Source organism: Nocardioides sp. W7, from assembly GCF_022919075.1.
GTDB lineage: Bacteria > Actinomycetota > Actinomycetes > Propionibacteriales > Nocardioidaceae > Nocardioides.
This window is the reverse complement of record NZ_CP095078.1, coordinates 1886511-1907292: the sequence shown is the minus strand read 5'-3', so window position 1 is coordinate 1907292 and position 20782 is coordinate 1886511. Positions and strand designations below refer to the sequence as shown.

Genomic DNA, 20782 nt, shown 5'->3' with positions numbered 1-20782 from the left:
GGGTCGGTCCGGTCATGAGCAGGATCATCGGGGACATCACGGTCTCGCTGGACGGGTTCGTCGACGGAGCGGGCGACGGCGTGGAGGCCCTGCACGCCTGGGCCCTGGTCAGCGACGACCCGGTCGACGCCGCCGTGCTCGCGTCGGTCGCCGGGGCCGGGGCGGTGGTGATGGGCCGGGGCACCTTCGACGTCGTCGACGGGCCGCACGGCTGGCAGGACGGGCTCGGGTACGGCGCCCGCGAGGACGCCCGACCGCCCTTCGTCGTGGTCACGAGCAGCCTCCCCGAGGAGGTGCGGCTCGCCGCGACCCACGACTTCTCCTTCGTCACCTCCGGCCCGGCTGCTGCCGTCGCCGCCGCCCGGGAGGCCGCGGGCGACGCGGACGTCTACGTGATGGGCGGCGGCACGACGGTCGGCTCCTGCCTGGCCGCCGGGCTGCTCGACGTACTGCAGCTGCACGTCGCCCCCGAGGCGCTCGGCAGCGGCACGCCGCTCTTCACCGGCTCCCGGCACCGGCTCGTCCAGCGGGACGTCCGGGTCTCCCGCGCGGCCGTGCACCTGACCTACGACGTCAGCGAAGTGCCCGCACCAGGCTGAGCCCGAGCCCGTCGACGCTGCGGGCCCGAGCCGAGAGCACGACGACGGCGTCGCCGGTCTCGGGCAGCACCGCCACGAAGCTGCGGTGCCCGCCGGTGCCGCCGTCGTGCCACAGCACGTCGTGGGCGAAGCGGAACCGCGCCGGCCCCTCGCCGCCCGCGATCCGCAGCCAGGCCAGGCCCACGCCCATCACGGCGTTCGCCCGGTGCCGCGGTACGGCGGTCTCCGCAGCCGCCTCCGCGAGCGAGCCGGTCGCATCCGGTGCCCACAGCGCGAGCAGGGCGAGCAGGTCGGCCGCGGTCGAGACCAGCCCGCCCGCGCCGGCCAGCGAGGCCAGGTCCCAGCGCTGGGCCCGCCTGCCCCACCGGCTGCGCCCCTCGACGAGGCGGTGTCCGGCCGGGGTCGCGACACCGGTGTCCGCCAGGCCCAGCGGGCCGGCCACGCGGTCGGCGACCAGGGCGTCGTACGACGTCCCGGCGGCGTGGGCGAGCGCGTAGCCGAGCAGCCCGGCTCCGTAGTTGGAGTACGCGAACCGCTCGCCCGGCGGCCGCTTCGGCCGGGTCTCCCGGATCGCCTGCTCCATCCGCTCGTCGTCGAGCCGGGCGTAGGGGTTGCCGCGGTCGCGCGTCAGGCCCGCGAGCAGCATCCCGGCCGGCAGCCGCGGCAGGCCGGAGTGGTGGGTGGCCAGGTCGACCAGCGTGATCGGCCGGCCCACGACCGGTGGGGCGACGGGCAGGTGCGCGGCGACCGGGTCGTCGTACCCGACCTCGCCGGTGCGGACCAGGTCGGCCAGCAGCAGCGAGGTCACCACCTTGGTGACCGAGCCGATCTCGAAGATCGACGACTCCCCGTCCGGCAGCTCCCCGTGGCTCCACAGCCGGGTCGTGCCGCCGCTGCGGACGCCCACCACCGTCGGCCGGCCCCGCAACCGGGTCTCGCCCAGGATCTCCTCGATCTGCTCCATCGCCCCAGCCTGCCCGCCTCGGCCGCACGCGACATCGGGCCGAGGTCTGCTCCGGACCCGACGAAAGTCGCACGGGAACCTCCGGCTGCTCGACGCCGTCGCAGAGACGTGCGGATGACCTGGGGGATGCGGTTCGCGGTGGCCCTGCTGGCACTGGCGAGCCTGCTGTCGGCGGCGTGCACGGTCACCGGGGGATCCGACGAGCCGGCGACGGGCGCACGCCGGACCGGTCCGGCCAGCGGGTCCGCTCCCGAGGCGTGCCTCGGGAGCGCCGAGGCCACGCGGGACAGCATCGAGGGGACACCGGTCTGGGCCAGGTTCTGTCCCGGACCCGAAGGGCGCACGGCACTCGCCGAGGTGCCGTCCGACGCGCTGGTCACGCACCTCGACCTCCTCGCCGGCCTCCACCACCTGTCCGCGCCCGCCAACCCGGCGGTGGCGAGGTGCGACGGGTCGATGGGCCGGACCTACCGCGTCCAGCTCGGCTACGCCGACGGCCGGGTCGCCACCGTCGGCGGGCACACCGACCCCGCCTGCGCCGGGCAGCTCGCTGGCGACGGTGCGCTGGTCGGCGGCCCCGAGACGCTCGGCGTGTACGGCGCGGTGATGACGGCGTTCGGGCGCCAGTACGCCGACGAGTCCGTGGACGCCCCGAGCGGCGTACCGCTCGTCTGTCCGGAGGACCCACGAGAGCCCGACAGCGTCGACCTCGACGGGGCGTCGGCATCGCTGGACACCGGCTACGTCCTCGGTCAGCGCAGACCGATGATCATGCCGCTGCCGGCGGTGCGCGGAATCGTCTGCACCTGGCCGTTCGGGACCGAGGACGACGAGCCAGAGGTTCGGGTGCTGACCGGCGAGGAGGCCGAGCGGGTCCGCATCGGGCTGCACGCGATCGCAGGCGGCACGGTCGACTGCGAGCCCGGTCCCGAGCCGACCCACACCGCCGTGGTCGAAGACCGAACCGGCACCCGCCGTGCGGTCACGATCCTCGAGTCGGAGTGCTCGACGGTCATCCGCAGCGACGAGGGGTACGGCCTCGGGTTCGCCTGGCTGGACCGCTGAGACAGCGAGCTCTCAGAGCGCCGCGACCGCGGCCAGCGCCTTCTCGACCCGGTCCGGGTCGTCGAAGGAGACCCAGACGATGCGCGGGTCCTTGCGGAACCACCCGTCCTGGCGGCGCGCGAAGCGGCGGGTGGCGGCGGCGGTCCGCGCCCGGGCCTCGGCCTCGGTCAGCTCTCCGCGCAGCAGGGCGACCACCTCGCGGTAGCCGATCGCCCGCGACGCGGTCCGCCCCTCGGCGAGCCCCTCGTCCAGCAGCCGCTCGACCTCCGCGACGAACCCGCCGGCGAACATCGCCTCGACCCGTTGCTCGATCCGGGCGTCGAGCGTGGGCCGGTCGATGTCGACGCCGACCTGGACGGTGCGCGGGTCGTCGTACTCCAGGACGGGGAGGGAGGCGGAGTACGGCCGCCCGGTCAGCTCGATGACCTCGAGGGCGCGGACGATCCGGCGACCGTTCTCGACCAGGATCCGCTCGGCCGCCTCGGGGTCGGCCTCGCGCAGCCGCGCGTGCAGGGCACCGGAGCCGAGCTCGGCCAGCTCCGCCTCCAGCCGGGCCCGCACCGTCTCGTCGGTGCCGGGGAACTCGAAGCGGTCCAGGATCGCGCGGGTGTACAGCGCCGAGCCGCCGACCAGCACCGGGGTCGCCCCGCGCCCGCGCAGCTCCACGACGGCCGCCCGGGCCCACTCCTGGTACGCCGCGACCGTCGCCGGATCGCGGATCGAGTGGGTGTCGAGCAGGTGGTGCGGGATGCCGCGCCGCTCGGCGGGCGGCAGCTTCGCCGTACCGATGTCCATGCCGCGGTAGACCTGCATCGCGTCGGTGTTGACGACCTCGCCGCCCAGTCGCTCGGCGAGGTCGAGCGAGAGCGCGGTCTTGCCCGACGCGGTGGCCCCGACCACCGCCACGATGGGCGACGGGACGGCGCTGGGCATGTGGCTAGTGTGGCAAGTCGGGTACGGGACCGGCACACCGACCAGGAGGAACGATGAGCTTCTTCGACAAGGCCAAGCACAAGCTGAGCGACGCCGTGGACCAGCACGGCGAGAAGATCTCCCAGGGCATCGACAAGGCCGCCACGGTCGCCGACCAGAAGACCGGCGGCAAGCACGCCGACAAGATCCGCAGCGGCGCCGACAAGGCGAAGGACGCCCTCGACAAGCTGGACAAGAAGGACGACGGCGACCTCGGCACCCCGGGAGCGCACCGATGAACCAGAAGCAGCACGACGACCTCGACGCCCCCACCCCGCCGGGCGGCCCGCAGCGCACCGACGCCCCCGACGGTCGTGAGACACCCGGTGAGGCAGCGCCCGATCCGGGTCCCCGCACCCCCGCCACCGGCTCGGACGTGCCCGCTCCGACGGGCGACCGCCCCGAGCAGGACGGCGAGGAGCGTGACCGGCAGGAGGAGAACGCCGAGACCTCCCTGGACCAGCCGTCCCAGTGACCGAAGGAGCACCGATGACCGACCAGCCGATCGAGGCCGAGGAGCTCGAGCCGGACGACCGTCCGGACCCGGAGGAGCACCACGCCGACGACGAGACCGTCTCGGACAGCACGGGTACGGCCTACTCCCCCCTCGGCGAGGCCGACGCGACCCCCCAGGACGAGCTGACCGAGGACGTCGAGGAGTGACGCACGGTCGCTTCGTCGTCGTCCCCGCCTCCTACGTCTTCCTGCTCCGCGACGGCGTCTCCGGACCGGAGGTGCTGCTCCAGCTGCGCCAGGGCACCGGCTACATGGACGACCACTGGGCCGCGGCCGCGGCCGGTCACGTCGAGCAGGGCGAGACGGCGTACGACGCCGCCCACCGCGAGGCCCGCGAGGAGCTCGACGTCGGCGATCTCGACCTGACCTTCGTGACCGCCATGCAGCGCACCCGGGGCGGGGAGTCGATCGACGAGCGGATCGACTTCTTCTTCACCGCCCGCAGCTGGTCCGGGCAGCCCCGGATCGTCGAGCCGCTGAAGTGCGCCGACCTGCGCTGGTGCCCACTCGACGCCCTGCCCGACCCGGTGGTGCCGCACGAGCTCAGCGTGTTGACGGCGATCCGCTCGGGTACCACCCAGGCGTACTCAACCTTCGGTTTCTGACCGTCCCCCATGTCTTCCGAGGAGGACCCATGACCGACCCGACCGATCAGACCGACACCGCAGATCTCGGCCCCATGCCCGAGCCGGAGATCGAGCCCGGCGAGCCGAACCCCGGCGGCGTGGACGCGATCCCCGAGACCGACGTCGCACTCCCCGCAGACCTGTCGACCGCCGAGAACCCCGCCGTCGACGCGGAGACCACCCCCGACGAGATCCAGGGCGGCGAGGACACCTCCACCGAGGCGACCAAGGACGGCGAGGACGTGCCCGCCGAGGAGGAGTCCCCCGCATGACGACGCCGGATCCCGAGACCACCGACGCCGCAGCGGGCGGGATGGGCGTGAGCAGCGAGCGGGTCGGGCCCACCGGTCCCGGCCAGGTCGGCACCGACGGCGTCCGAGACGTCACCTCGGCCGAGCCGCCCGCGGACGCCCCGCCCGAGCAGTCCACCGGCGGGCCGGAGACCAACCCGGGCCCCGGCATCCCGCCGAAGGCCGGCTACTCCAGCAAGGACCCGCGGCACGACGACGAGGTGTAGAGGTAGAGGGCCCGGATCGACCTGATCGGCGTCCCGTTCGACGGCTTCGGCCGTCCACGCCGCCAGTCGCGGGCGGCGTGGGAGCGGTGAGTGGTCCACCGTTGCTGGGCGGTCGAAGGTGGACCACTCACCGGCGGCTCGCGTGTCGGGCGCGACTCACCGAGCCGGTCCGCGTCGCGACCGACTCCCTGCCCTGAGCGGACTCAGCGGCAGGCGGGCGCGTCGGGCAGCGGTGCGGGTACGCCGATGGACGGCATGCCGAGACCCACGCCGGCCGTCGCAGGCGCGGCACGGCGGGCCGCCCACGCGTCGCCCGAGCGGGTACGACGCACCTCGAGCACCGGACCGTCCGCGACCAGGTGGTGCGGGGCCGCGTAGGTGACCTCGACGGTGACCATGTCGCCCGGTCGGATCTCGACGGGCTCGACCGACGGGGCGAGCGCCGGGTTGAAGTGCACCAGCCGGTTGTCGCGGGCGCGGCCGGAGAGGCGGTGGGTGGCGGCGTCCTTGCGACCCTCGCCCTCGGCGACCATCAGCTCCACCCGCCGACCGACCAGCCGCTTGCCCTCGTCCCAGGCGATCTCGTTGACGAGGTCGACGAGCCGCCCGTAGCGGTCCTTGACGTCGGCGGCCGACACCTGGTCGGGCAGGTCCGCGGCGGGGGTGCCGGGGCGCTTGGAGTACTGGAACGTGAAGGCGCTGGCGAAGCGCGACTCCCGGACCACCCGCAGCGTCTCGAGGAAGTCCTCCTCGGTCTCGCCGGGGAAGCCCACGATGATGTCGGTGGTGATCGCCGCGTCCGGCATCGCTGCGCGGACCCGCTCGATGATGCCGAGGTACTTCGACGACCGATAGGAGCGCCGCATCTCCCGCAGCAGCCGGTCGGAGCCGGACTGCAACGGCATGTGCAGGCTCGGCATCACGTTCGGCGTCTCGGCCATCGCCTCGATGACGTCGTCGGTGAACTCGGCCGGGTGGGGCGAGGTGAACCGCACCCGTTCCAGCCCCTCGATCTCGCCGCAGGCGCGCAGCAGCTTGCTGAAGGCCTGCCGATCGCCGAACTCCACGCCGTACGCGTTGACGTTCTGCCCGAGCAGGGTCACCTCGCTGACGCCCTCGGCGACCAGGGCGCGCACCTCGGCGAGGATGTCGCCGGGTCGGCGGTCCTTCTCCTTGCCGCGCAGCGCGGGGACGATGCAGAACGTGCAGGTGTTGTTGCACCCGACCGAGATCGAGACCCACGCGGCGTACGCCGACTCGCGCTTGGTCGGCAGCGTCGACGGGAAGACCTCGAGCGACTCGAGGATCTCGACCTGCGCCTCCTCCTGCACCCGCGCTCGCTCCAGCAGCGCGGGCAGCGACCCGATGTTGTGGGTGCCGAAGACGACGTCGACGTACGGCGCCCGCTCGGTGATCGTCGAGCGGTCCTTCTGGGCCAGGCAGCCGCCGACGGCGATCTGCATCCCCGGGTGCGCGGCCTTGACGGGCGCCAGGTGGGAGAGGTTGCCGTAGAGCTTGTTGTCGGCGTTCTCGCGCACCGCGCAGGTGTTGAAGACCACCACGTCGGCCTGCTCGCCCGTGGGCGCGGCGGCGTACCCCGCGTCCTCCAGCAGCCCGGTGAGCCGCTCGGAGTCGTGGACGTTCATCTGGCACCCGTGGGTGCGGACCTCATACGTGCGAGCCATGACCGCAAAAGGGTACGGCGCAGCGGACCTCGCCACCCAACCGCGAGCGTCGCCTTCCGGTGGTCGCGTCGTTTACCACCACGTGTGACCGGGCAGGTTGCGCACGATCTCTCAACGAATACGGGGCACACATGCGACCACTCCGTCTCGGGACGACGCTCGGTGTCGTCGCGCTGACCCTCGCTCTCGGCTCCTGCTCCTCGGACACCGAGGAGCCGAAGACGCTGGAGCTCGACGCCACCCCGTCCGCCTCGCCGACACCGTCGGCGGAGCCCGGCGAGACCCCGTCGGGCGAGCCGGCCGACGACGCGATCCCGACCAGCTATCCCGAGATCGGGCTGGAGTTCTCCGCGCTCCCACAGGCCAGTGGGCCCGAGGCGGCCGCACTCGCCACCTACGTCGAGTACGAGCGAGGCCTGCGCGAGCTGAGCCGCACCGGCGAGCTCAACCCGCTCCTCACCGACAACGCCGCCCCGTCGCTCACGCCGACGCTGGAGTCGACCGTCGCCTACCTCCGCGACAACGACACCCGCTACGACGGCGAGGTGCGGATCGACGTCGACCTCGAGGGAGCCGGCCCCCGGGCCGCCGCCCTGACCCTGTGCACCGACGCCTCGGACCTGAAGCTCGTGAAGTCCGGCCGGCCCGGGCCCGTCGAGGGCCTGCAGCGCGCCGTCGGGCGCGTGGTGCTCACCGCCGCCGACGGCACCTGGGTCGTGACCCAGTACGACACCCTGGAGGAGTCATGTTGAGATTCGCCCGCTCCCTGGCGACCGTGATCGGCGCCGCGTCCGGCATCGTCGTGATGGGCGCGGTGCTCGAGTCCGCAGCCGCCTGCGGAGGTGGCGGCATCAGCTGCGAGCCCCCGCAGGTCGACGGCAGCACGGTGACGGTGACCGTGACCGGCTCCTTCGTCTCGGGTGGCAGCCCGGGCTCCCCCGGCGGCGGCACCACGACAGTCCACGTCCCCGTCCCGTGCGTCTTCTACGAGGGCTGGACCGGCAAGGAGTACTTCGAGGGCGTCAAGGAGGGCTCCATCTCCGGCGCCGGCAGCGACGAGGCCGACCGGGGCGAGTGGAAGCCGTACGCCGGCTACCAGCAGCACAAGGACGACACCGAGGGCCACTGGTACTTCGCCGGCTGCCAGAACGTGAACGACCTGCCCTGGGACGACTTCGAGGCCTTCGCCGAGAACTTCTTCGACACCCACGACGGCGTCTACGTCGAGGCCGGCGGGGCCCCGCCGGTGCCGCCGGTGCCGCCCGAGGTGCTGCTGATGGCCGCCCAGCAGGCGATGACGATCCCGGAGCCGGCCTTCGAGTTCAACCCGGACGCGGCGGGCGCCTTCGACACCCTGGTCAACCTCGACACCTGGTTCTGGCTCTCCGACCCCGCCCAGAGCGGGTCGGTGACGGCCACCGCCGGCACCAACAGCGTGACGGTCGAGGCCGCGCTCGCCGACGTCGTCTTCTCGGCACCGGACGCCGGCGCGGTCCCGTGCGCCGGCACCGGGGTCGCGTGGCAGCCGGGCGGCTCCAGCGAGTGCGTCCTGGCCTTCCGCCGCGCCGGGACCGCCGAGGTCACCGCCGACACCCAGTGGACGGTCAGCTGGACCTTCAACGGTCAGCCGCAGGGCGAGGTCGACCCGCTGTCGGCGAGGTTCACCCAGAGCGTCGGCGTCGCCGAGTCCCAGAGCCTGGTCACCGCGGTCGGCTGAGCGGGGTCTCAGCGCACGTAGACCGTGCCGTCGAGGTGGAGCAGTCCCGCCGCCTCGAGCGCGACGCTGGTCTCGCTGTCCTCGTCGGACTCGGCACCGGTCTCGACGTCGACCGCGGAGACGTCCGCGAGCGGGATCATGTGGGTCTGCGGGGTCCGGATCCCGCTGCCGGAACGGTCGGTGGCGAGCTGGTCCTCCAAGAACACGAAGCCGTCGCGGATCCCCAGGATGCGGGCGAGCGGATGCACCTCGCGGGCACCGTCGGTACGGCGGACGGAGATGGTGCTGAAGGCAGAGGTGTCGTCGGGCACGACACCATCCTCCCGCGTCCCGTGCCGGAACGCCGGGTCACGACTCGGTCTCGGTTCGCATCGCCCCAGGTGGGGGATGGTTCGGAAGGACTACTTGTGGATAGTGTCCCCGGGCATGACCGCACCGGAGGCAGCCCCCGCCACCGCCGGCCGGGGCGAGCCCCTGGTCGTGCTCGAGAACGTCGACAAGTGGTACGGCCAGCTGCACGTCCTCCAGGACATCAACCTGACGGTGAAGCGCGGTGAGGTCGTCGTCGTCATCGGCCCCTCCGGCTCCGGGAAGTCCACGCTCTGCCGGGCGATCAACCGTCTCGAGGTGATCCAGGAGGGCTCGATCACCCTCGACGGTCAGCCCCTCCCGGCGGAGGGCAAGGCGCTCGCCAACCTGCGCGCCGAGGTCGGGATGGTCTTCCAGAGCTTCAACCTCTTCGCCCACAAGACCATCCTCGAGAACGTCACGCTCGGTCCGATCAAGGTGCGCGGTCTGAAGAAGGACGCCGCGGAGACCCGGGCCCGCGAGCTGCTCGAGCGGGTCGGCGTCGGGCACCAGGCCGAGAAGTACCCGGCCCAGCTCTCGGGCGGCCAGCAGCAGCGGGTCGCGATCGCCCGCGCCCTGGCGATGGACCCGAAGGTGATGCTCTTCGACGAGCCCACCTCGGCCCTGGACCCCGAGATGATCTCGGAGGTCCTCGACGTCATGGTCGACCTCGCCAAGCGCGGGATGACCATGGTCGTCGTCACCCACGAGATGGGCTTCGCCCGCACCGCGGCCGACCGGGTCATCTTCATGTCCGACGGAGCGATCGTCGAGGAGAACACCCCCGACGAGTTCTTCACCAACCCCCAGAGCGATCGGGCCAAGGACTTCCTCGGCAAGATCCTCAAGCACTGAAGGAGACAGCTATGCGCTCGATCAGGTTCAAGGCGGCCGCAGCGGCCGTCCTCCTCACCGGGAGCCTCGCGGCCTGCGGCGACGCCGGCAGCGACGACTCCGGTGGCCGCGAGGTCGAGGCCGAGGAGAACGCCGCCGACCAGTTCGAGGAGGGCACCCGGATGCGGGAGCTCGCCGAAGCCGGCAAGATCACGGTCGGCGTGAAGTTCGACCAGCCCGGCCTGGGCTTCAAGGGCGCGAACGACGACCTGCCGAGCGGCTTCGACATCGAGATCGCCAAGCTCCTGGTCGCCGACCTCGGCATCGACCCCAACCAGGCCGACATCTACGTCGAGACCATCTCCGACAACCGCGAGCCGTTCCTGGAGAACGACCGGGTCGACCTGGTCCTCGCGTCGTACTCCATCACCGACGAGCGTCGCGAGCTCGTCGGGCAGACCGGGCCCTACATGGTCACCGGCCAGCAGGTCCTGGTGCCCACCGACAGCGACGTCGAGTCGATCGAGGACCTCAAGGGCCAGGAGGTCTGCTCCGCCGAGGGCTCGACCTCGCTGAAGAACGTCACCGCCGCCGGCGCGGTCGGGGTCCCGGCCGACACCTACAGCGTGTGCGCCGAGCAGGTCGTCGACGGCTCCGTCCCCGCGATGTCCACCGACGGCTCGATCCTGCTCGGCCTCGCCGCGCAGTACGAAGGCGAGCTGAAGGTCGTCGGCGACGAGTTCTCCGAGGAGCGGATCGGCGTGGGCTACTCCAAGGACCACCCCGAGATGTGCCAGTGGATCAACGACGTGCTGACCGAGTCCTTCGAGGACGGCTCGTGGGCGGAGGCGTTCGAGCTCACCCTCGGCCCCTCGGGCGCCGAGACCCCGGAGCCGCCGGCCCTCGACGAGTGCGCCGCCTGACCTGACCTCATTCCGGGGGTGACCCCGACGATCACCGGGCACCCCCGGAAGGAGGACCGCATGGACGTGATCCGCGAGAACTACCAGTTCATCGCGATGGGCTTCGCCCACACGATCCTGCTCTTCGTCATCGCCGGCATCGGCTCGCTGCTGCTCGGCACCCTGCTGGCCGCCCTCCGGGTCGGACCGGTCGCGATCATGCGTCGTACGGCGGTCGTCTACGTCACCCTCGTCCGCAACACGCCGCTGCTGCTCGTGCTGCTGTTCTTCAGCATCGCCGGGCCGAAGATCGGCATCCGGTTCACCTGGATCGACATCGTGATCAACACCGGGTGGGGCCAGATCCGGATGACCAACGCCTTCGCCGGAGCGGTCGTCGGGCTGACCCTCTACACCGCCGCGTTCGTGTGCGAGGCACTGCGCTCCGGCGTCAACGCCGTCCCGCTCGGACAGGCCGAGGCGGCGCGCGCGATCGGGCTGCCGTTCAGCGGCGCGATGCGGCACGTCGTACTGCCCCAGGCCTTCCGGGCGGCGCTGCCGCCACTGGCGAGCGTGCAGATCGCGCTGATCAAGAACACCACCGTCGCCGGGACCGTCCTGGTCGTCGAGGCGTTCTACCGGATGAAGCTGCTGCTCAACGACTACCCGGCCGACCGGTGGTGGATCTTCGGCGCGTTCGCACTGGTCTTCGTGGTCCTGGTGGAGATCTACTCCCTGGTGGCCCACCGCCTCGAGCGTCGATGGAGGGTCGCCTGATGTCCGGAAGCGTGCTGTTCGACGCACCCGGTCCGCGCACGATCGCGCGGCACCGGCTCTACACCGTGCTGACCCTGCTGGCCGTCGCCGCCGCGGTCGCCTTCCTGCTCTTCCAGCTGCAGTCCAAGGGTCAGTTCGAAGGCGACAAGTGGGAGGTCTTCACGACCCCCGGCTACCTCGAGACGATCCTGGTCGACGGCCTGTTGAACACCCTGAAGATGGCTGCGGGCGCGATCGTCGGGGCCCTGGTCCTGGGCGTTCTGCTGGGGGTCGGCAAGCTCTCCGACCACCGCCTGGTCCGGATGCCTTGCTGGGCGTTCGTGGAGTTCTTCCGCGCCCTGCCCGTGCTTATGTTGATGATCATCTTCTTCTCCGCCTACGGCATCACCCGGGGCGAGAGCGGCGCGTTCTGGTGCGTCGTGTGGGCGCTCAGCCTCTACAACGGCGCCGTGCTGGCCGAGGTGTTCCGCGCGGGGGTCCTCGCGGTGCCGCCCGGGCAGGCGGAGGCGGCGTACGCCCTCGGCCTGCGCAAGACCCAGGTGATGCGGGTGATCCTGCTGCCGCAGGCGGTCAAGATCATGATCCCGGCGATCATCAGCCAGTGCGTGGTGGCCCTGAAGGACACCAGTCTCGGGTACGCCATCACCGCCCCCGGGCTGACGGCGATCGGGAAGCCGATCTACCTGGAGTTCCAGAACCACGTGCCGGTCATCTTCGTGCTCGGGGCGATGTACGTCGGCGTGAACCTGGTCCTGACCGGAGCGGCGACCTGGGCGCAGCGCAAGTTCGTCGGCGAGAAGAAGCCGCTCGAGGTGGCGATGGTCGGCGAGACCGACCCACGCTCGATCTGACGATCCCGATCACCGGGACGGCGCTCGTCGGTCACCGGGCGAGCTACTGACACGTGTCAACTTCGTTGCTAGCGTCGCGCCGCGTGACCACCGACACATCCGGACCGGCGTTCCCCGAGCTCGGGTGCTACGGCCTCGCCGGCCACACCAGCTCCCCCGCCGATTTGCTCGACGAGGTCCGACTGGCCGAGGACCTGGGGCTGGGGGCGGTGTTCCTCTCGGAGCGGTTCAACGTCAAGGACGCCGGGGTGCTCGCCGGGGCCGCCGTCGCGGCGTCGAGCCGGATCGGCATCGGCACCGCCGCCACCAACCACAACACCCGGCACCCGCTGGTCACCGCCACGATGGCCACCACGCTGCACCGGATGAGCGGGGGGCGCTACGCCTTCGGCCTGGGCCGCGGCTTCGACCTGCTCTTCGACGTGATGGGCCTGCCGCGGGTCACCGGAGCCCAGCTGGCGGACGCGGTCGGGATCTACCGCCGACTGTGGCACGGCGAGGCGTTCGGCCACTCCGGACCGGCCGGCGACTACCCCTACCTGTCCCAGGACTCCTCCTTCGACGAGGACATCCCGGTGCTGATGATGGCGATCGGGCCGAAGAGCCTCGAGCTCGCCGGCCGGATCGCCGACGGCGTCGTACTCCACACGTTCCTGTCCGACGAGACCCTCGCCCGATCGGTCGCGACGATCCGCCGCTCGGCCGAGGAGGCCGGCCGCGACCCGGCCGCAGTCCGGGTCTGGTCGGTGCTGGCCACGGTCGAGGACTCCATCCCCGAGGAGCAGCAGCTGCGCAAGCTCGTGGGTCGGCTCGCGACGTACCTCCAGGGGTACGGCGAGGTGCTGGTCCGCGCCAACGGCTGGGACCTCGCGGCGCTGGAGCGGTTCCGCGCGGACCCGCTGCTGCAGGGCTACCCCGGCGCGCTCGACGCGATCGGCACGACCGAGGAGCTGACCTACCTGCGCGAGCAGGTGCTCCCCGCCGAGTGGCTCGCCGCCTCCGCGACCGGCACGGCGGAGCAGTGCGCACGCCGGGCCCTCGACCAGCTCGCCGCGGGCGCCGACAGCGTGATCCTGCACGGCGCCACCCCCCTCGAGCTCGCCCCCGTCCTGGCGGCGTACGCCGGCCTGCGGCCCGACCTGCCGGCCCTCCCCGCCAACCCGGGGTGGCTGCGATGAGCATCCCGGCGCTGATCGAGGAGCTCACCCCCGCGTGGCTGAGCGAGGCCCTCGGCGGCCGGGTCACGGCCGTGCGGAGCGAGCCGGTGGGCACCGGCCAGATCGGCACCTGCCACCGGCTCCACCTCGAGGGCGAGGGCGTCCCCGAGACCGTGCTGGCCAAGCTGCCCGCGGTCGACCCGGCCGCCCGCGAGCTGCTCGCCGGGGTCTACCGCACCGAGACGCTCTTCTACACCGAGGTGGCGCCGACCGTCGCGATCCGGGTCCCGACCTGCCACCACGCGGAGATGTCGCGCGACTCCGGCGCGTTCGTGCTGCTCCTGGAGGACCTCGCGCCGGCGGTGCAGGGAGACCAGCTCGGCGGCTGCACCGTCGACCAGGCCCGCGACGCGGCGGTCAACCTGGCCGGCCTGCACGGCCCGCGCTGGTGTGACCCGACGCTGCTCGACCTCGACGGCGTGACCCTGACCGATGCCGAGGGCGCGACCCTGCTGGCCGAGCTCTACGGGCCGGCGACCGACATCTTCCTGGACGGCCTGGGCACGCTGCTGGCCCCCGAGGACCACGACACGCTGCGCGACTGCGTCGCCGTGACCGAGCAGTGGACGCTGGCCCGCGGCGAGAGGTTCGGCCTGGTGCACGGCGACTACCGGCTCGACAACCTGCTCTTCCCGCCCGACGGCGGACCGGGCTCGGTCGCCGTCGACTGGCAGACCCTGTCGCTCGGCCTGCCCGCGCGCGACCTCGCCTACGTCCTCGGGACCGGTCTGCCCGTCGAGGACCGGCGGGCGCACGAGCGGGACCTGGTGGCGTCGTACCACTCGGCGCTGGTGGGGCACGGCGCGGCGTCGTACTCAGCCGAGCAGGCCTGGGGCGACTACCGCTTCGCGATGCTGCAGGGGCCGCTGGTGTCGGTCTTCGGCTGCGCCTACGGCACCCGCACCGAGCGAGGGGACCGGATGTTCGCGGCGATGGTGACCCGTTCCTGTGCCGCGATCCGGGACCTGCGGTCGATCGAGCTCGCCGGCGGCTGAGCGCGCCCACCCGGGTGCTAGTGTGGCGCGCGGTGACGGCCCTCGGTGCCCGTCACCAGCGCTTCTGGCCGGTCGTGGACGGCCCCTCGGGAGGAGCTCCCCCCGCTTTTCTCGAGGGGTCGCCCAGGACCGGTCGTCCGGTCAGGGGACCCGCGCCACCACGAAGATCCGGCGGAACGGCAGCACGACGCCCCACGGCCGCTCGGGGTACACCGCCCGGAGCCGCCGCCGCAGCTCCGCCTCGAAGGCCGGCCTCAGGTCGTCCGGCAGCGCCTGCAGGGTCGGGCGCGCACCGGTCGCGGAGATCCAGGTGAAGACCGGATCGGGGCCGCTCAGCCGGTGCAGGTACGTCGTCTCCCAGGCGTCGACCTCGCAGCCGAGGCCGGCCAGCGCCTCCAGGTAGACGACCGGGTCGTGGCTGGCGGGCACGGCGACGCCGCGGGTGTGGTCGCGGTACGCCGCCTCCTGCGCGAGCTCGGTGCGCAGCGTGTGGCTCGGCTCGCCGAAGTTGCCCGGGACCTGGAAGGCGAGCCAGCCGCCGGGACGCACGGCACCGACCAGGCGGGGCAGCACATCCAGGTGATCGGGCAGCCACTGCAGGGTCGCGTTGGAGACCAGCACGTCGACGCCGTCGGGCTGCTCGGGCCGCCAGTCCCGCAGGTCGCCGACCGCGAACTCGATCCCTGGCACGTCGCGACGCGCGGCGGCGACCATCTCGGCGCTGGCGTCCCATCCGGTCACCGACGCGCGCGGCCAGCGCTCGGCGAGCAGCGCGGTCAGATGGCCGGGCCCGCACCCGAGGTCCACGACCCGCTCGGGATCGCTCGCCGGCACCCGGGCGAGCAGCTCGACGAACGGCCGGCCCCGCTCGTCGGCGAAGGTCAGGTAGCGGTCCGGGTCCCAGGTGTGCGCCATCACGACTCCAGAGTCTCTTGATGTCAAGACATTTCATCGTGCGCCCGAACTGTCTCGATGTCAAGAATCTCGATGAACCGGTAGGGTGGCGCCATGCAGGGCTCCGGGCAGGACCCCAAGCGGGACGAGGTCGACGAGCTCGTCGAGGCGTGGGCGCGCGAGCGCTCCGACCTCGACCTGGCGCCCGTCGCCGTCTTCAGCCGGATCAGCCGGCTCGCCCGTCACCTGGACCTGGCCCGTCGTGCGGCCTTCACGGCGCACGGCATCGAGTCCTGGGAGTTCGACGTGCTCGCGGCCCTGCGCCGTGCGGGCGCGCCGTACGAGCTCTCGCCGGGCCGACTGCTCCGCGAGACGCTCGTGACCAGCGGGACGATGACCAACCGGGTCGACCGGCTGGCCGCCCGGGGGTTGGTCGAGCGCTCCCCCGACCCCGACGACCGGCGCGGGGTCATCGTCCGGCTGACCGCCGAGGGCAAGACCGCCGTGGACGGCGCCTTCGAGGCCCTCCTCGACGCCGAGCGCACCTTCCTCGCCGATCTCAGCGGGTCCGAGCGCGAGCAGCTCGGCGGGCTGCTGCGGACCCTGCTCGTGCCGTTCGCGCGGTCCTAGTACCGCCGACCCGGCCCGGACGAAGCGCTGGGAAGAGCCCGCACGGGCTACCGCAAGACCCCCAAGGTGGGTGATGCGAACCGGACGTCCTCGGGACCAGCATGGCGAGGTCTCGATGTCCCGGGGTCCGACGGACGACCTCGGCGTCCTCATGGGGAGACCTGACGAACCGCCTCCGCGGTGCCGGGTCCCCTGCCCGTGCGCCTCGGCGGACGGGTCCGACCAGACTCCGCCCCCCATCCTCCGGAGACCCCCATGTCCACCTCCCCCAGCACGTCCACCAGCACCGAGTCCCCCGACGGCCGGCCGCCCGAGCAGCTGGTCAACCAGGCCGCGTCCTCGCGCGGCTTCGGCACCCCGCACCGGCCCGCCCGCGGCCACGGCTACGAGCAGCGCGGGCTGGCCTACCTGCCGGTCTCCCAGCTGTTCGAGGGGCGGTTCGGGCGCATGTTCCGGCTGCCGCCGTACGTCCCCGACGCGGCGCGGATCAAGGCGGTCGCCGAGCTGATGCTCGAAGGGGACGCCGGCACCGACTCCGCGCTGGACAACCCCGACATCCCGGCCGGCTACACCTACCTCGGCCAGTTCATCGACCACGACCTGACCTTCGACCCGGTCTCCAGCCTGACCCGGCAGAACGACCCCGACGCGCTCACGAACTTCCGCTCCCCGCGCTTCGACCTCGACTGCATCTACGGTCGCGGGCCCAACGACGACGCGTTCCTCTACGACAAGGACCCCGGCCGCGAGGACATGCTCCTCATCGGCCGCCACGACGACGAGGACGACCTGCCCCGCAACACGCAGGGCACCGCCCTGCTCGGTGACCCGCGCAACGACGAGAACACCTTCGTCAGCCAGCTCCAGCTCACCATGCTGAAGTTCCACAACAGCGTCGTCGAGGTCGTCCGCGCCGACCCGACGCTGCGCACGGGCAGCGAGAGCACCTTCGACACGGCCCAGCGGATCGTCCGCTGGCACTACCAGTGGGTGGTGATCCACGACTTCCTGCGACGCACGGTCGGCCAGGAGATGCTCGACTCGGTGCTCGACGAGACCGGTCCGGTCCCCCGGGTCCGGCTCCGCCACTACGAGCCGCGGTCGGCCGCGCCGTACATGCCGGTGGAGTTCTCCGTCGCCGCCTACCGCTTCGGCCACTCCCAGATCCGCGGCGGCTACGCGCTCAACACGCTGGTCCGCAACCCGCTGTTCAAGCCGGGCAGCGTCCACGACGACCCGCTGGGCCACTTCGGCGGCTTCCGCATCCTGCCGCCGTTCTGGACCATCGAGTGGCGCCGGTTCTTCGAGGTCGACGGCGCCGGCGACGGCGCCCGGCAGCTGACCCGGCTGATCGACACCAAGATCGCCAACCCGCTGGCCAACATGCCGAAGGAGATCGGCGGCGACCGACCGTCGCTGGTCGACCGCAACCTGACCCGGGGGGCCCGCCTGGCGCTCCCGTCGGGTCAGGACGTCGCCGCCGCGATGGGTGAGGCAGCGCTCACCGACGCCGAGCTCGGGCTGCCCGGCAACGGTCCCGCGCCGCTCTGGTACTACATCCTGCGCGAGGCCAGCGTGCGTGCCGGCGGCCGTCACCTCGGCCCGGTCGGGGGTCGGATCGTCGCCGAGGTGTTCCTCGGCCTGCTCTCCCGCGACCCGTCGTCGTACCTGCGCAAGGCGCCCAACTGGAAGCCGTTCCTCGGCGCCACACCCGGGACCTTCACGATGCCCGACCTGATCACGCACTCCGGCCACGGGCTGGAGGTCACGACGATTCCCGGGGGTGGACCCGGTGGGCCCGGCGGTGGGCCCGGCGGTGGTCCCGGCGCCTGATCGGCCTCAGGCCGGCACCGGGACCGGGACGGGAGGGCCAGCCCCCTCGTCACTGCATCCCGGCGCCGGCCCGGTACGACTGGTCGGTGCCGCTCGGGTGCGCTACTCGACGACCTCGGCCGCCGCGAGCCACTCCAGCTCGAGCTCGTCTTTCTCGGTGGCCAGCGACTCCAGCTCGCGGCTGATCTCGGCGAGCCGCTCGTAGTCGTGGGCGTGAGCGAGCACCTGCTCGTTCAGGCTCGCCTGAAGCGCGGCGATCTTGGCCAGCCGCTTGTCGATGCGGGCCAGGGCCTTGCGCGCCGTCCGCTCCTCCGCGCTCCCGGCCCGCGCCTTGCCGGGTGTCGCCGAGTCAGCAGAAGTAGCGGGCCGAGTCAGCACTACTGGTGCTGACTCGGCGTGCTGGAGGCTGGCGGCGCGGCGCTCGAGGTACTCGTCGACGCCGCGGGGCAGCATCGAGATCTGGCCGTCGCCGAGCAGCGCCCAGGTGGAGTCGGTGACCCGCTCCAGGAAGTAGCGGTCGTGGGAGACCACGATCAGGGTGCCGGGCCAGCCGTCGAGGAAGTCCTCCAGGACGTTGAGCGTCTCGATGTCGAGGTCGTTGGTCGGCTCGTCGAGGAGCAGCACGTTGGGCTCGTCGAGCAGCAGCAGGAGCAGCTGGAAGCGCCGCCGCTCGCCACCGGACAGGTCGCCGATCCGGGCGGTCAGCCGGTCGCCGGTGAAGCCGAAGCGCTCCAGCATCGCGCTGGCGGTGATCTCGCCGTCGGCGACCTTGGTGACCCGACGTACCGACTCGACCATCGGCAGCACCCGGGCGTCCGGGTCGAGGTCGTCGAGCTGCTGGGTGAGCGAGCGCAGCTTGACGGTGCGCCCGGTGCGCACCCGGCCGGCCGAGGGAGCCAGGGTGCCGGAGAGCAGGCCCAGCACCGAGGACTTCCCCGCGCCGTTGACGCCGACGATGCCGACCCGGTCGCCCGGGCCGAGCCGCCAGGTCGCATGACGCAGCAGCACCCGGTCGCCGCGCACCAGGTCGGCGTCCTCCATGTCGAGGACGTCCTTGCCGAGCCGCTGGGTGGCGAACTTCTGCAGCTCCAGCCGGTCGCGCGGCGGGGGCACGTCCTCGATCAGCGCATTGGCGGCGTCGATGCGGAACTTGGGCTTCGAGGTCCGCGCCGGGGCGCCGCGGCGCAGCCAGGCGAGCTCCTTGCGGACCAGGTTCTGCCGGCGTACCTCCGAGGAGGCCGCCTGCCGGCTCCGCTCCGCCTTGGCCAGCACGAACGCGGCGTACCCGCCCTCGTAGACGTCGACGGTGCCGTCGTGGACCTCCCACGTCCACTGGCAGACCTCGTCGAGGAACCAGCGGTCGTGGGTGACGACGACCAGGGCCGAGGACCGGTTCGCGACGTGCTGCGCGAGCCAGGCCACCGCCTCGACGTCGAGGTGGTTGGTCGGCTCGTCGAGCACCAGCAGGTCCTGGTCGCCGAGCAGCAGCGCGGCCAGCGAGCAGCGCCGGCGCTCGCCACCGGAGAGGCCGAGGACCGGCCGGTCCAGCGCGACGCCGGCCAGCAGCACCTCCACGACCTCGCGGGTGCGCGAGTCGGCGGCCCACTCGTGGTCCTCCCGGCCGCCCAGCACCGCCTCACGGACGGTGTGGGTGTCGACCAGCTCGTCGCCCTGGTGGAGGTAGCCGACGATCAACCCGCGGCTGCGGGAGACCCGGCCGGTGTCGGGCTCCTCGAGCCCCGTCATCACCTCCAGCAGCGTGGTCTTGCCGTCGCCGTTGCGGCCGACGATGCCGATCCGCTCGCCAGCGGAGATGCCGAGGGAGACGTCGTTCAGCAGCGGTCGGACGCCGTACGACTTGGACACACGCTCGAGGTTCAGGAGATTAGCCATAAGTCACCAGGTGGGCTCCCGCGACGGCGCCGTTGGCGACCAGTACGACGGGATGCGGGTTGTCGTCGGCGAGGGCGCCGGCCACCGCGCGGGCGGCGTCGGCGGACTCGCACAGGAAGACGCAGGTCGGGCCGGAGCCCGAGATCAGGCCGCGCAGCGCGCCCTCGGCCTCGCCGCGGGCGAGCAGGTCGCCGAGCTCGGGGCGCAGGTCGATCGCGGGGGCCTGCAGGTCGTTGTGCAGGGCGGCCGCGAGCGCGTGCGGGTCGCCCGCGGCGAGCGCGGCGACCAGCTCGTCGGCCGGCGGCGGCTCGGGCGGCGCGTCGGGGTGCAGCTCGTCGAAGTGGCGGTAGACGGCCGGCGTGGAGAGCCCGTCCAGCGACGGTACGGCGACCCACCACCAGGTGCCGGTGTCGGTGAGCGCCTCGACCAGCTCCCCGCGGCCGGTGCCGAGGGCCGAGCCGCCGACCAGCGCGAACGGGACGTCGCTGCCGAGCTCGCCGGCGATCCGCAGGAGGTCGTCGTCAGAGGTGTCGACACCCCAGAGGCGGTCCAGCGCGACCAGCGCGGCCGCGGCGTCGGCGGAGCCGCCGGCCATTCCGCCGGCGACCGGGATCGACTTGGTGACGTGCACCGACCCGGTCGGCTCGATGCCGTGATGGCGCGCCAGCAGTACGGCGGCCCGGGTGACGATGTTGTCCTCGACGGTCGGCAGCGCGATGCCGCCCATCCAGTCCGGCACCTCGACCTCGACCGACCAGGTGTCGGCCGCGCGTGCCGTGAGGTCGTCGTGCAGCCCGACGGCCTGGTAGACGGTCAGCAGCGGGTGGTAGCCGTCCTCGCGCGGGGCGCCGACGCCGAGGTGGAGGTTGATCTTCGCGGGCGCCCGGACGGTCCGCGTCGTCACGCCGGGGCCCCCGCGGAGGCGCGAGCGGAGCGAGTGGTGTCGT

General features: G+C 72.6%; 25 protein-coding genes. 18 read left to right on the top strand and 7 right to left on the bottom strand.

The features are described from left to right. Positions 1-14: 14 nt before the first annotated feature. Positions 15-599, top strand: a complete 585-nt coding sequence (locus MUB56_RS09025) for a dihydrofolate reductase family protein (RefSeq protein ID WP_244931561.1) — start codon at positions 15-17, stop codon at positions 597-599. On the opposite strand, the gene MUB56_RS09020 is transcribed toward MUB56_RS09025, so the two are convergent. Further along, the gene (locus MUB56_RS09020) at positions 574-1563 is read right to left on the bottom strand and encodes a serine hydrolase domain-containing protein (protein WP_244931560.1); all 990 of its coding nucleotides are present in this window, start codon (positions 1561-1563) and stop codon (positions 574-576) included. The two genes, MUB56_RS09025 and MUB56_RS09020, sit on opposite strands and share 26 nt — an antisense overlap. A 114-nt stretch (positions 1564-1677) precedes the next feature. On the opposite strand from MUB56_RS09020, the gene MUB56_RS09015 reads away from it, so the two are divergent. Beyond that, positions 1678-2628, top strand: a complete 951-nt coding sequence (locus MUB56_RS09015; protein ID WP_244931559.1) for a hypothetical protein — start codon at positions 1678-1680, stop codon at positions 2626-2628. 12 nt (positions 2629-2640) lie between these two features. Here the strand turns inward: MUB56_RS09015 and miaA are convergent, their stop codons facing one another. Continuing rightward, a complete protein-coding gene (gene miaA / locus MUB56_RS09010; RefSeq protein WP_244931558.1) occupies positions 2641-3561 on the bottom strand; it encodes a tRNA (adenosine(37)-N6)-dimethylallyltransferase MiaA in 921 nt (306 codons plus the stop codon). A gap of 53 nt (positions 3562-3614) precedes the next feature. Here miaA and MUB56_RS09005 point away from each other — a divergent pair, with 53 nt between their 5' ends. Genes MUB56_RS09005 through MUB56_RS08980 form a run of 6 tightly spaced genes read left to right on the top strand, consistent with a single transcriptional unit; the run spans position 3615 to position 5259 of the window. Beyond that, positions 3615-3839 carry an antitoxin gene (locus MUB56_RS09005; RefSeq protein WP_244931557.1) on the top strand — a complete coding sequence of 75 codons (225 nt, stop codon included), beginning with the start codon at positions 3615-3617 and terminating at the stop codon, positions 3837-3839. Further along, on the top strand, positions 3836-4075 hold the full coding sequence (locus tag MUB56_RS09000; protein WP_244931556.1) for a hypothetical protein: 240 nt from the start codon (positions 3836-3838) through the stop codon (positions 4073-4075). Before MUB56_RS09005 ends, MUB56_RS09000 begins: the two co-directional genes overlap by 4 nt. A gap of 14 nt (positions 4076-4089) precedes the next feature. After that, complete coding sequence (locus MUB56_RS08995) at positions 4090-4263, top strand: hypothetical protein (protein WP_244931555.1); 174 nt, start codon at positions 4090-4092, stop codon at positions 4261-4263. Continuing rightward, on the top strand, positions 4260-4721 hold the full coding sequence (locus tag MUB56_RS08990; RefSeq protein WP_244931554.1) for an NUDIX domain-containing protein: 462 nt from the start codon (positions 4260-4262) through the stop codon (positions 4719-4721). Before MUB56_RS08995 ends, MUB56_RS08990 begins: the two co-directional genes overlap by 4 nt. A gap of 29 nt (positions 4722-4750) precedes the next feature. Next, a complete protein-coding gene (locus MUB56_RS08985) occupies positions 4751-5014 on the top strand; it encodes a hypothetical protein (RefSeq protein WP_244931553.1) in 264 nt (87 codons plus the stop codon). Next, positions 5011-5259 carry a hypothetical protein gene (locus tag MUB56_RS08980; protein ID WP_244931552.1) on the top strand — a complete coding sequence of 83 codons (249 nt, stop codon included), beginning with the start codon at positions 5011-5013 and terminating at the stop codon, positions 5257-5259. The genes MUB56_RS08985 and MUB56_RS08980 overlap by 4 nt, the downstream gene beginning before the upstream one ends. A gap of 203 nt (positions 5260-5462) precedes the next feature. Here MUB56_RS08980 and miaB read toward each other — a convergent pair whose 3' ends face one another. Continuing rightward, positions 5463-6944 carry a tRNA (N6-isopentenyl adenosine(37)-C2)-methylthiotransferase MiaB gene (gene miaB / locus MUB56_RS08975; RefSeq protein WP_244931551.1) on the bottom strand — a complete coding sequence of 494 codons (1482 nt, stop codon included), beginning with the start codon at positions 6942-6944 and terminating at the stop codon, positions 5463-5465. A 131-nt stretch (positions 6945-7075) separates the two neighbouring features. Here miaB and MUB56_RS08970 point away from each other — a divergent pair, with 131 nt between their 5' ends. Together MUB56_RS08970 and MUB56_RS08965 are read left to right on the top strand one after the other, a co-directional pair. Continuing rightward, positions 7076-7696 (top strand): hypothetical protein, encoded by a 621-nt coding sequence (locus MUB56_RS08970; RefSeq protein ID WP_244931550.1) that lies wholly within the window; start codon positions 7076-7078, stop codon positions 7694-7696. After that, complete coding sequence (locus MUB56_RS08965; protein WP_244931549.1) at positions 7690-8661, top strand: hypothetical protein; 972 nt, start codon at positions 7690-7692, stop codon at positions 8659-8661. The genes MUB56_RS08970 and MUB56_RS08965 overlap by 7 nt, the downstream gene beginning before the upstream one ends. Positions 8662-8669: 8 nt before the next feature. Here the strand turns inward: MUB56_RS08965 and MUB56_RS08960 are convergent, their stop codons facing one another. Next, a complete protein-coding gene (locus MUB56_RS08960; RefSeq protein ID WP_244931548.1) occupies positions 8670-8972 on the bottom strand; it encodes a hypothetical protein in 303 nt (100 codons plus the stop codon). Positions 8973-9135: 163 nt separating this feature from the next. Here MUB56_RS08960 and MUB56_RS08955 point away from each other — a divergent pair, with 163 nt between their 5' ends. The 6 genes from MUB56_RS08955 to MUB56_RS08930 all read left to right on the top strand — a co-directional run bounded on the left by MUB56_RS08955 (position 9136) and on the right by MUB56_RS08930 (position 14585). Further along, entirely contained in the window at positions 9136-9864 is a 729-nt protein-coding gene (locus MUB56_RS08955) for an amino acid ABC transporter ATP-binding protein (RefSeq protein ID WP_244932373.1), read from the top strand. A gap of 11 nt (positions 9865-9875) precedes the next feature. Next, entirely contained in the window at positions 9876-10766 is an 891-nt protein-coding gene (locus MUB56_RS08950) for a glutamate ABC transporter substrate-binding protein (RefSeq protein WP_244931547.1), read from the top strand. A gap of 60 nt (positions 10767-10826) precedes the next feature. Next, on the top strand, positions 10827-11522 hold the full coding sequence (locus tag MUB56_RS08945) for an amino acid ABC transporter permease (protein WP_244931546.1): 696 nt from the start codon (positions 10827-10829) through the stop codon (positions 11520-11522). Next, positions 11522-12373 carry an amino acid ABC transporter permease gene (locus MUB56_RS08940; RefSeq protein ID WP_244931545.1) on the top strand — a complete coding sequence of 284 codons (852 nt, stop codon included), beginning with the start codon at positions 11522-11524 and terminating at the stop codon, positions 12371-12373. Before MUB56_RS08945 ends, MUB56_RS08940 begins: the two co-directional genes overlap by 1 nt. An 83-nt stretch (positions 12374-12456) precedes the next feature. Continuing rightward, on the top strand, positions 12457-13551 hold the full coding sequence (locus tag MUB56_RS08935; protein ID WP_244931544.1) for a TIGR03857 family LLM class F420-dependent oxidoreductase: 1095 nt from the start codon (positions 12457-12459) through the stop codon (positions 13549-13551). Beyond that, the gene (locus tag MUB56_RS08930) at positions 13548-14585 is read left to right on the top strand and encodes an ecdysteroid 22-kinase family protein (RefSeq protein WP_244931543.1); all 1038 of its coding nucleotides are present in this window, start codon (positions 13548-13550) and stop codon (positions 14583-14585) included. The genes MUB56_RS08935 and MUB56_RS08930 overlap by 4 nt, the downstream gene beginning before the upstream one ends. A gap of 141 nt (positions 14586-14726) precedes the next feature. Here MUB56_RS08930 and MUB56_RS08925 read toward each other — a convergent pair whose 3' ends face one another. Beyond that, positions 14727-15500: a trans-aconitate 2-methyltransferase gene (locus tag MUB56_RS08925; RefSeq protein ID WP_244932372.1), complete on the bottom strand. Its 774-nt coding sequence runs from the start codon at positions 15498-15500 to the stop codon at positions 14727-14729. A 93-nt stretch (positions 15501-15593) separates the two neighbouring features. Here MUB56_RS08925 and MUB56_RS08920 point away from each other — a divergent pair, with 93 nt between their 5' ends. Beyond that, positions 15594-16109, top strand: a complete 516-nt coding sequence (locus MUB56_RS08920; protein WP_244931542.1) for a MarR family transcriptional regulator — start codon at positions 15594-15596, stop codon at positions 16107-16109. A gap of 255 nt (positions 16110-16364) precedes the next feature. Then, on the top strand, positions 16365-17942 hold the full coding sequence (locus MUB56_RS08910; protein WP_280637387.1) for a heme peroxidase family protein: 1578 nt from the start codon (positions 16365-16367) through the stop codon (positions 17940-17942). A 102-nt stretch (positions 17943-18044) separates the two neighbouring features. On the opposite strand, the gene MUB56_RS08905 is transcribed toward MUB56_RS08910, so the two are convergent. Next, positions 18045-19835 carry an ABC-F family ATP-binding cassette domain-containing protein gene (locus MUB56_RS08905; RefSeq protein WP_244931541.1) on the bottom strand — a complete coding sequence of 597 codons (1791 nt, stop codon included), beginning with the start codon at positions 19833-19835 and terminating at the stop codon, positions 18045-18047. Next, positions 19828-20739: a 4-(cytidine 5'-diphospho)-2-C-methyl-D-erythritol kinase gene (locus MUB56_RS08900; RefSeq protein WP_244931540.1), complete on the bottom strand. Its 912-nt coding sequence runs from the start codon at positions 20737-20739 to the stop codon at positions 19828-19830. The genes MUB56_RS08905 and MUB56_RS08900 overlap by 8 nt, the downstream gene beginning before the upstream one ends. Positions 20740-20782 lie beyond the last annotated feature (43 nt).

Excerpts from the sequence above, each read along its gene's own strand:
- MUB56_RS09025 (WP_244931561.1), top strand. The coding sequence starts at position 15 with ATGAGCAGGATCATCGGGGACATCACGGTCTCGCTGGACGGGTTCGTC.
- MUB56_RS09020 (WP_244931560.1), bottom strand. The coding sequence starts at position 1,563 with ATGGAGCAGATCGAGGAGATCCTGGGCGAGACCCGGTTGCGGGGCCGG.
- MUB56_RS09015 (WP_244931559.1), top strand. The coding sequence starts at position 1,678 with ATGACCTGGGGGATGCGGTTCGCGGTGGCCCTGCTGGCACTGGCGAGC.
- miaA (WP_244931558.1), bottom strand. The coding sequence starts at position 3,561 with ATGCCCAGCGCCGTCCCGTCGCCCATCGTGGCGGTGGTCGGGGCCACC.
- MUB56_RS09005 (WP_244931557.1), top strand. The coding sequence starts at position 3,615 with ATGAGCTTCTTCGACAAGGCCAAGCACAAGCTGAGCGACGCCGTGGAC.
- MUB56_RS09000 (WP_244931556.1), top strand. The coding sequence starts at position 3,836 with ATGAACCAGAAGCAGCACGACGACCTCGACGCCCCCACCCCGCCGGGC.
- MUB56_RS08995 (WP_244931555.1), top strand. The coding sequence starts at position 4,090 with ATGACCGACCAGCCGATCGAGGCCGAGGAGCTCGAGCCGGACGACCGT.
- MUB56_RS08985 (WP_244931553.1), top strand. The coding sequence starts at position 4,751 with ATGACCGACCCGACCGATCAGACCGACACCGCAGATCTCGGCCCCATG.
- MUB56_RS08980 (WP_244931552.1), top strand. The coding sequence starts at position 5,011 with ATGACGACGCCGGATCCCGAGACCACCGACGCCGCAGCGGGCGGGATG.
- miaB (WP_244931551.1), bottom strand. The coding sequence starts at position 6,944 with ATGGCTCGCACGTATGAGGTCCGCACCCACGGGTGCCAGATGAACGTC.
- MUB56_RS08970 (WP_244931550.1), top strand. The coding sequence starts at position 7,076 with ATGCGACCACTCCGTCTCGGGACGACGCTCGGTGTCGTCGCGCTGACC.
- MUB56_RS08965 (WP_244931549.1), top strand. The coding sequence starts at position 7,690 with ATGTTGAGATTCGCCCGCTCCCTGGCGACCGTGATCGGCGCCGCGTCC.
- MUB56_RS08950 (WP_244931547.1), top strand. The coding sequence starts at position 9,876 with ATGCGCTCGATCAGGTTCAAGGCGGCCGCAGCGGCCGTCCTCCTCACC.
- MUB56_RS08945 (WP_244931546.1), top strand. The coding sequence starts at position 10,827 with ATGGACGTGATCCGCGAGAACTACCAGTTCATCGCGATGGGCTTCGCC.
- MUB56_RS08940 (WP_244931545.1), top strand. The coding sequence starts at position 11,522 with ATGTCCGGAAGCGTGCTGTTCGACGCACCCGGTCCGCGCACGATCGCG.
- MUB56_RS08930 (WP_244931543.1), top strand. The coding sequence starts at position 13,548 with ATGAGCATCCCGGCGCTGATCGAGGAGCTCACCCCCGCGTGGCTGAGC.
- MUB56_RS08925 (WP_244932372.1), bottom strand. The coding sequence starts at position 15,500 with ATGGCGCACACCTGGGACCCGGACCGCTACCTGACCTTCGCCGACGAG.
- MUB56_RS08920 (WP_244931542.1), top strand. The coding sequence starts at position 15,594 with ATGCAGGGCTCCGGGCAGGACCCCAAGCGGGACGAGGTCGACGAGCTC.
- MUB56_RS08910 (WP_280637387.1), top strand. The coding sequence starts at position 16,365 with ATGTCCACCTCCCCCAGCACGTCCACCAGCACCGAGTCCCCCGACGGC.
- MUB56_RS08905 (WP_244931541.1), bottom strand. The coding sequence starts at position 19,835 with ATGGCTAATCTCCTGAACCTCGAGCGTGTGTCCAAGTCGTACGGCGTC.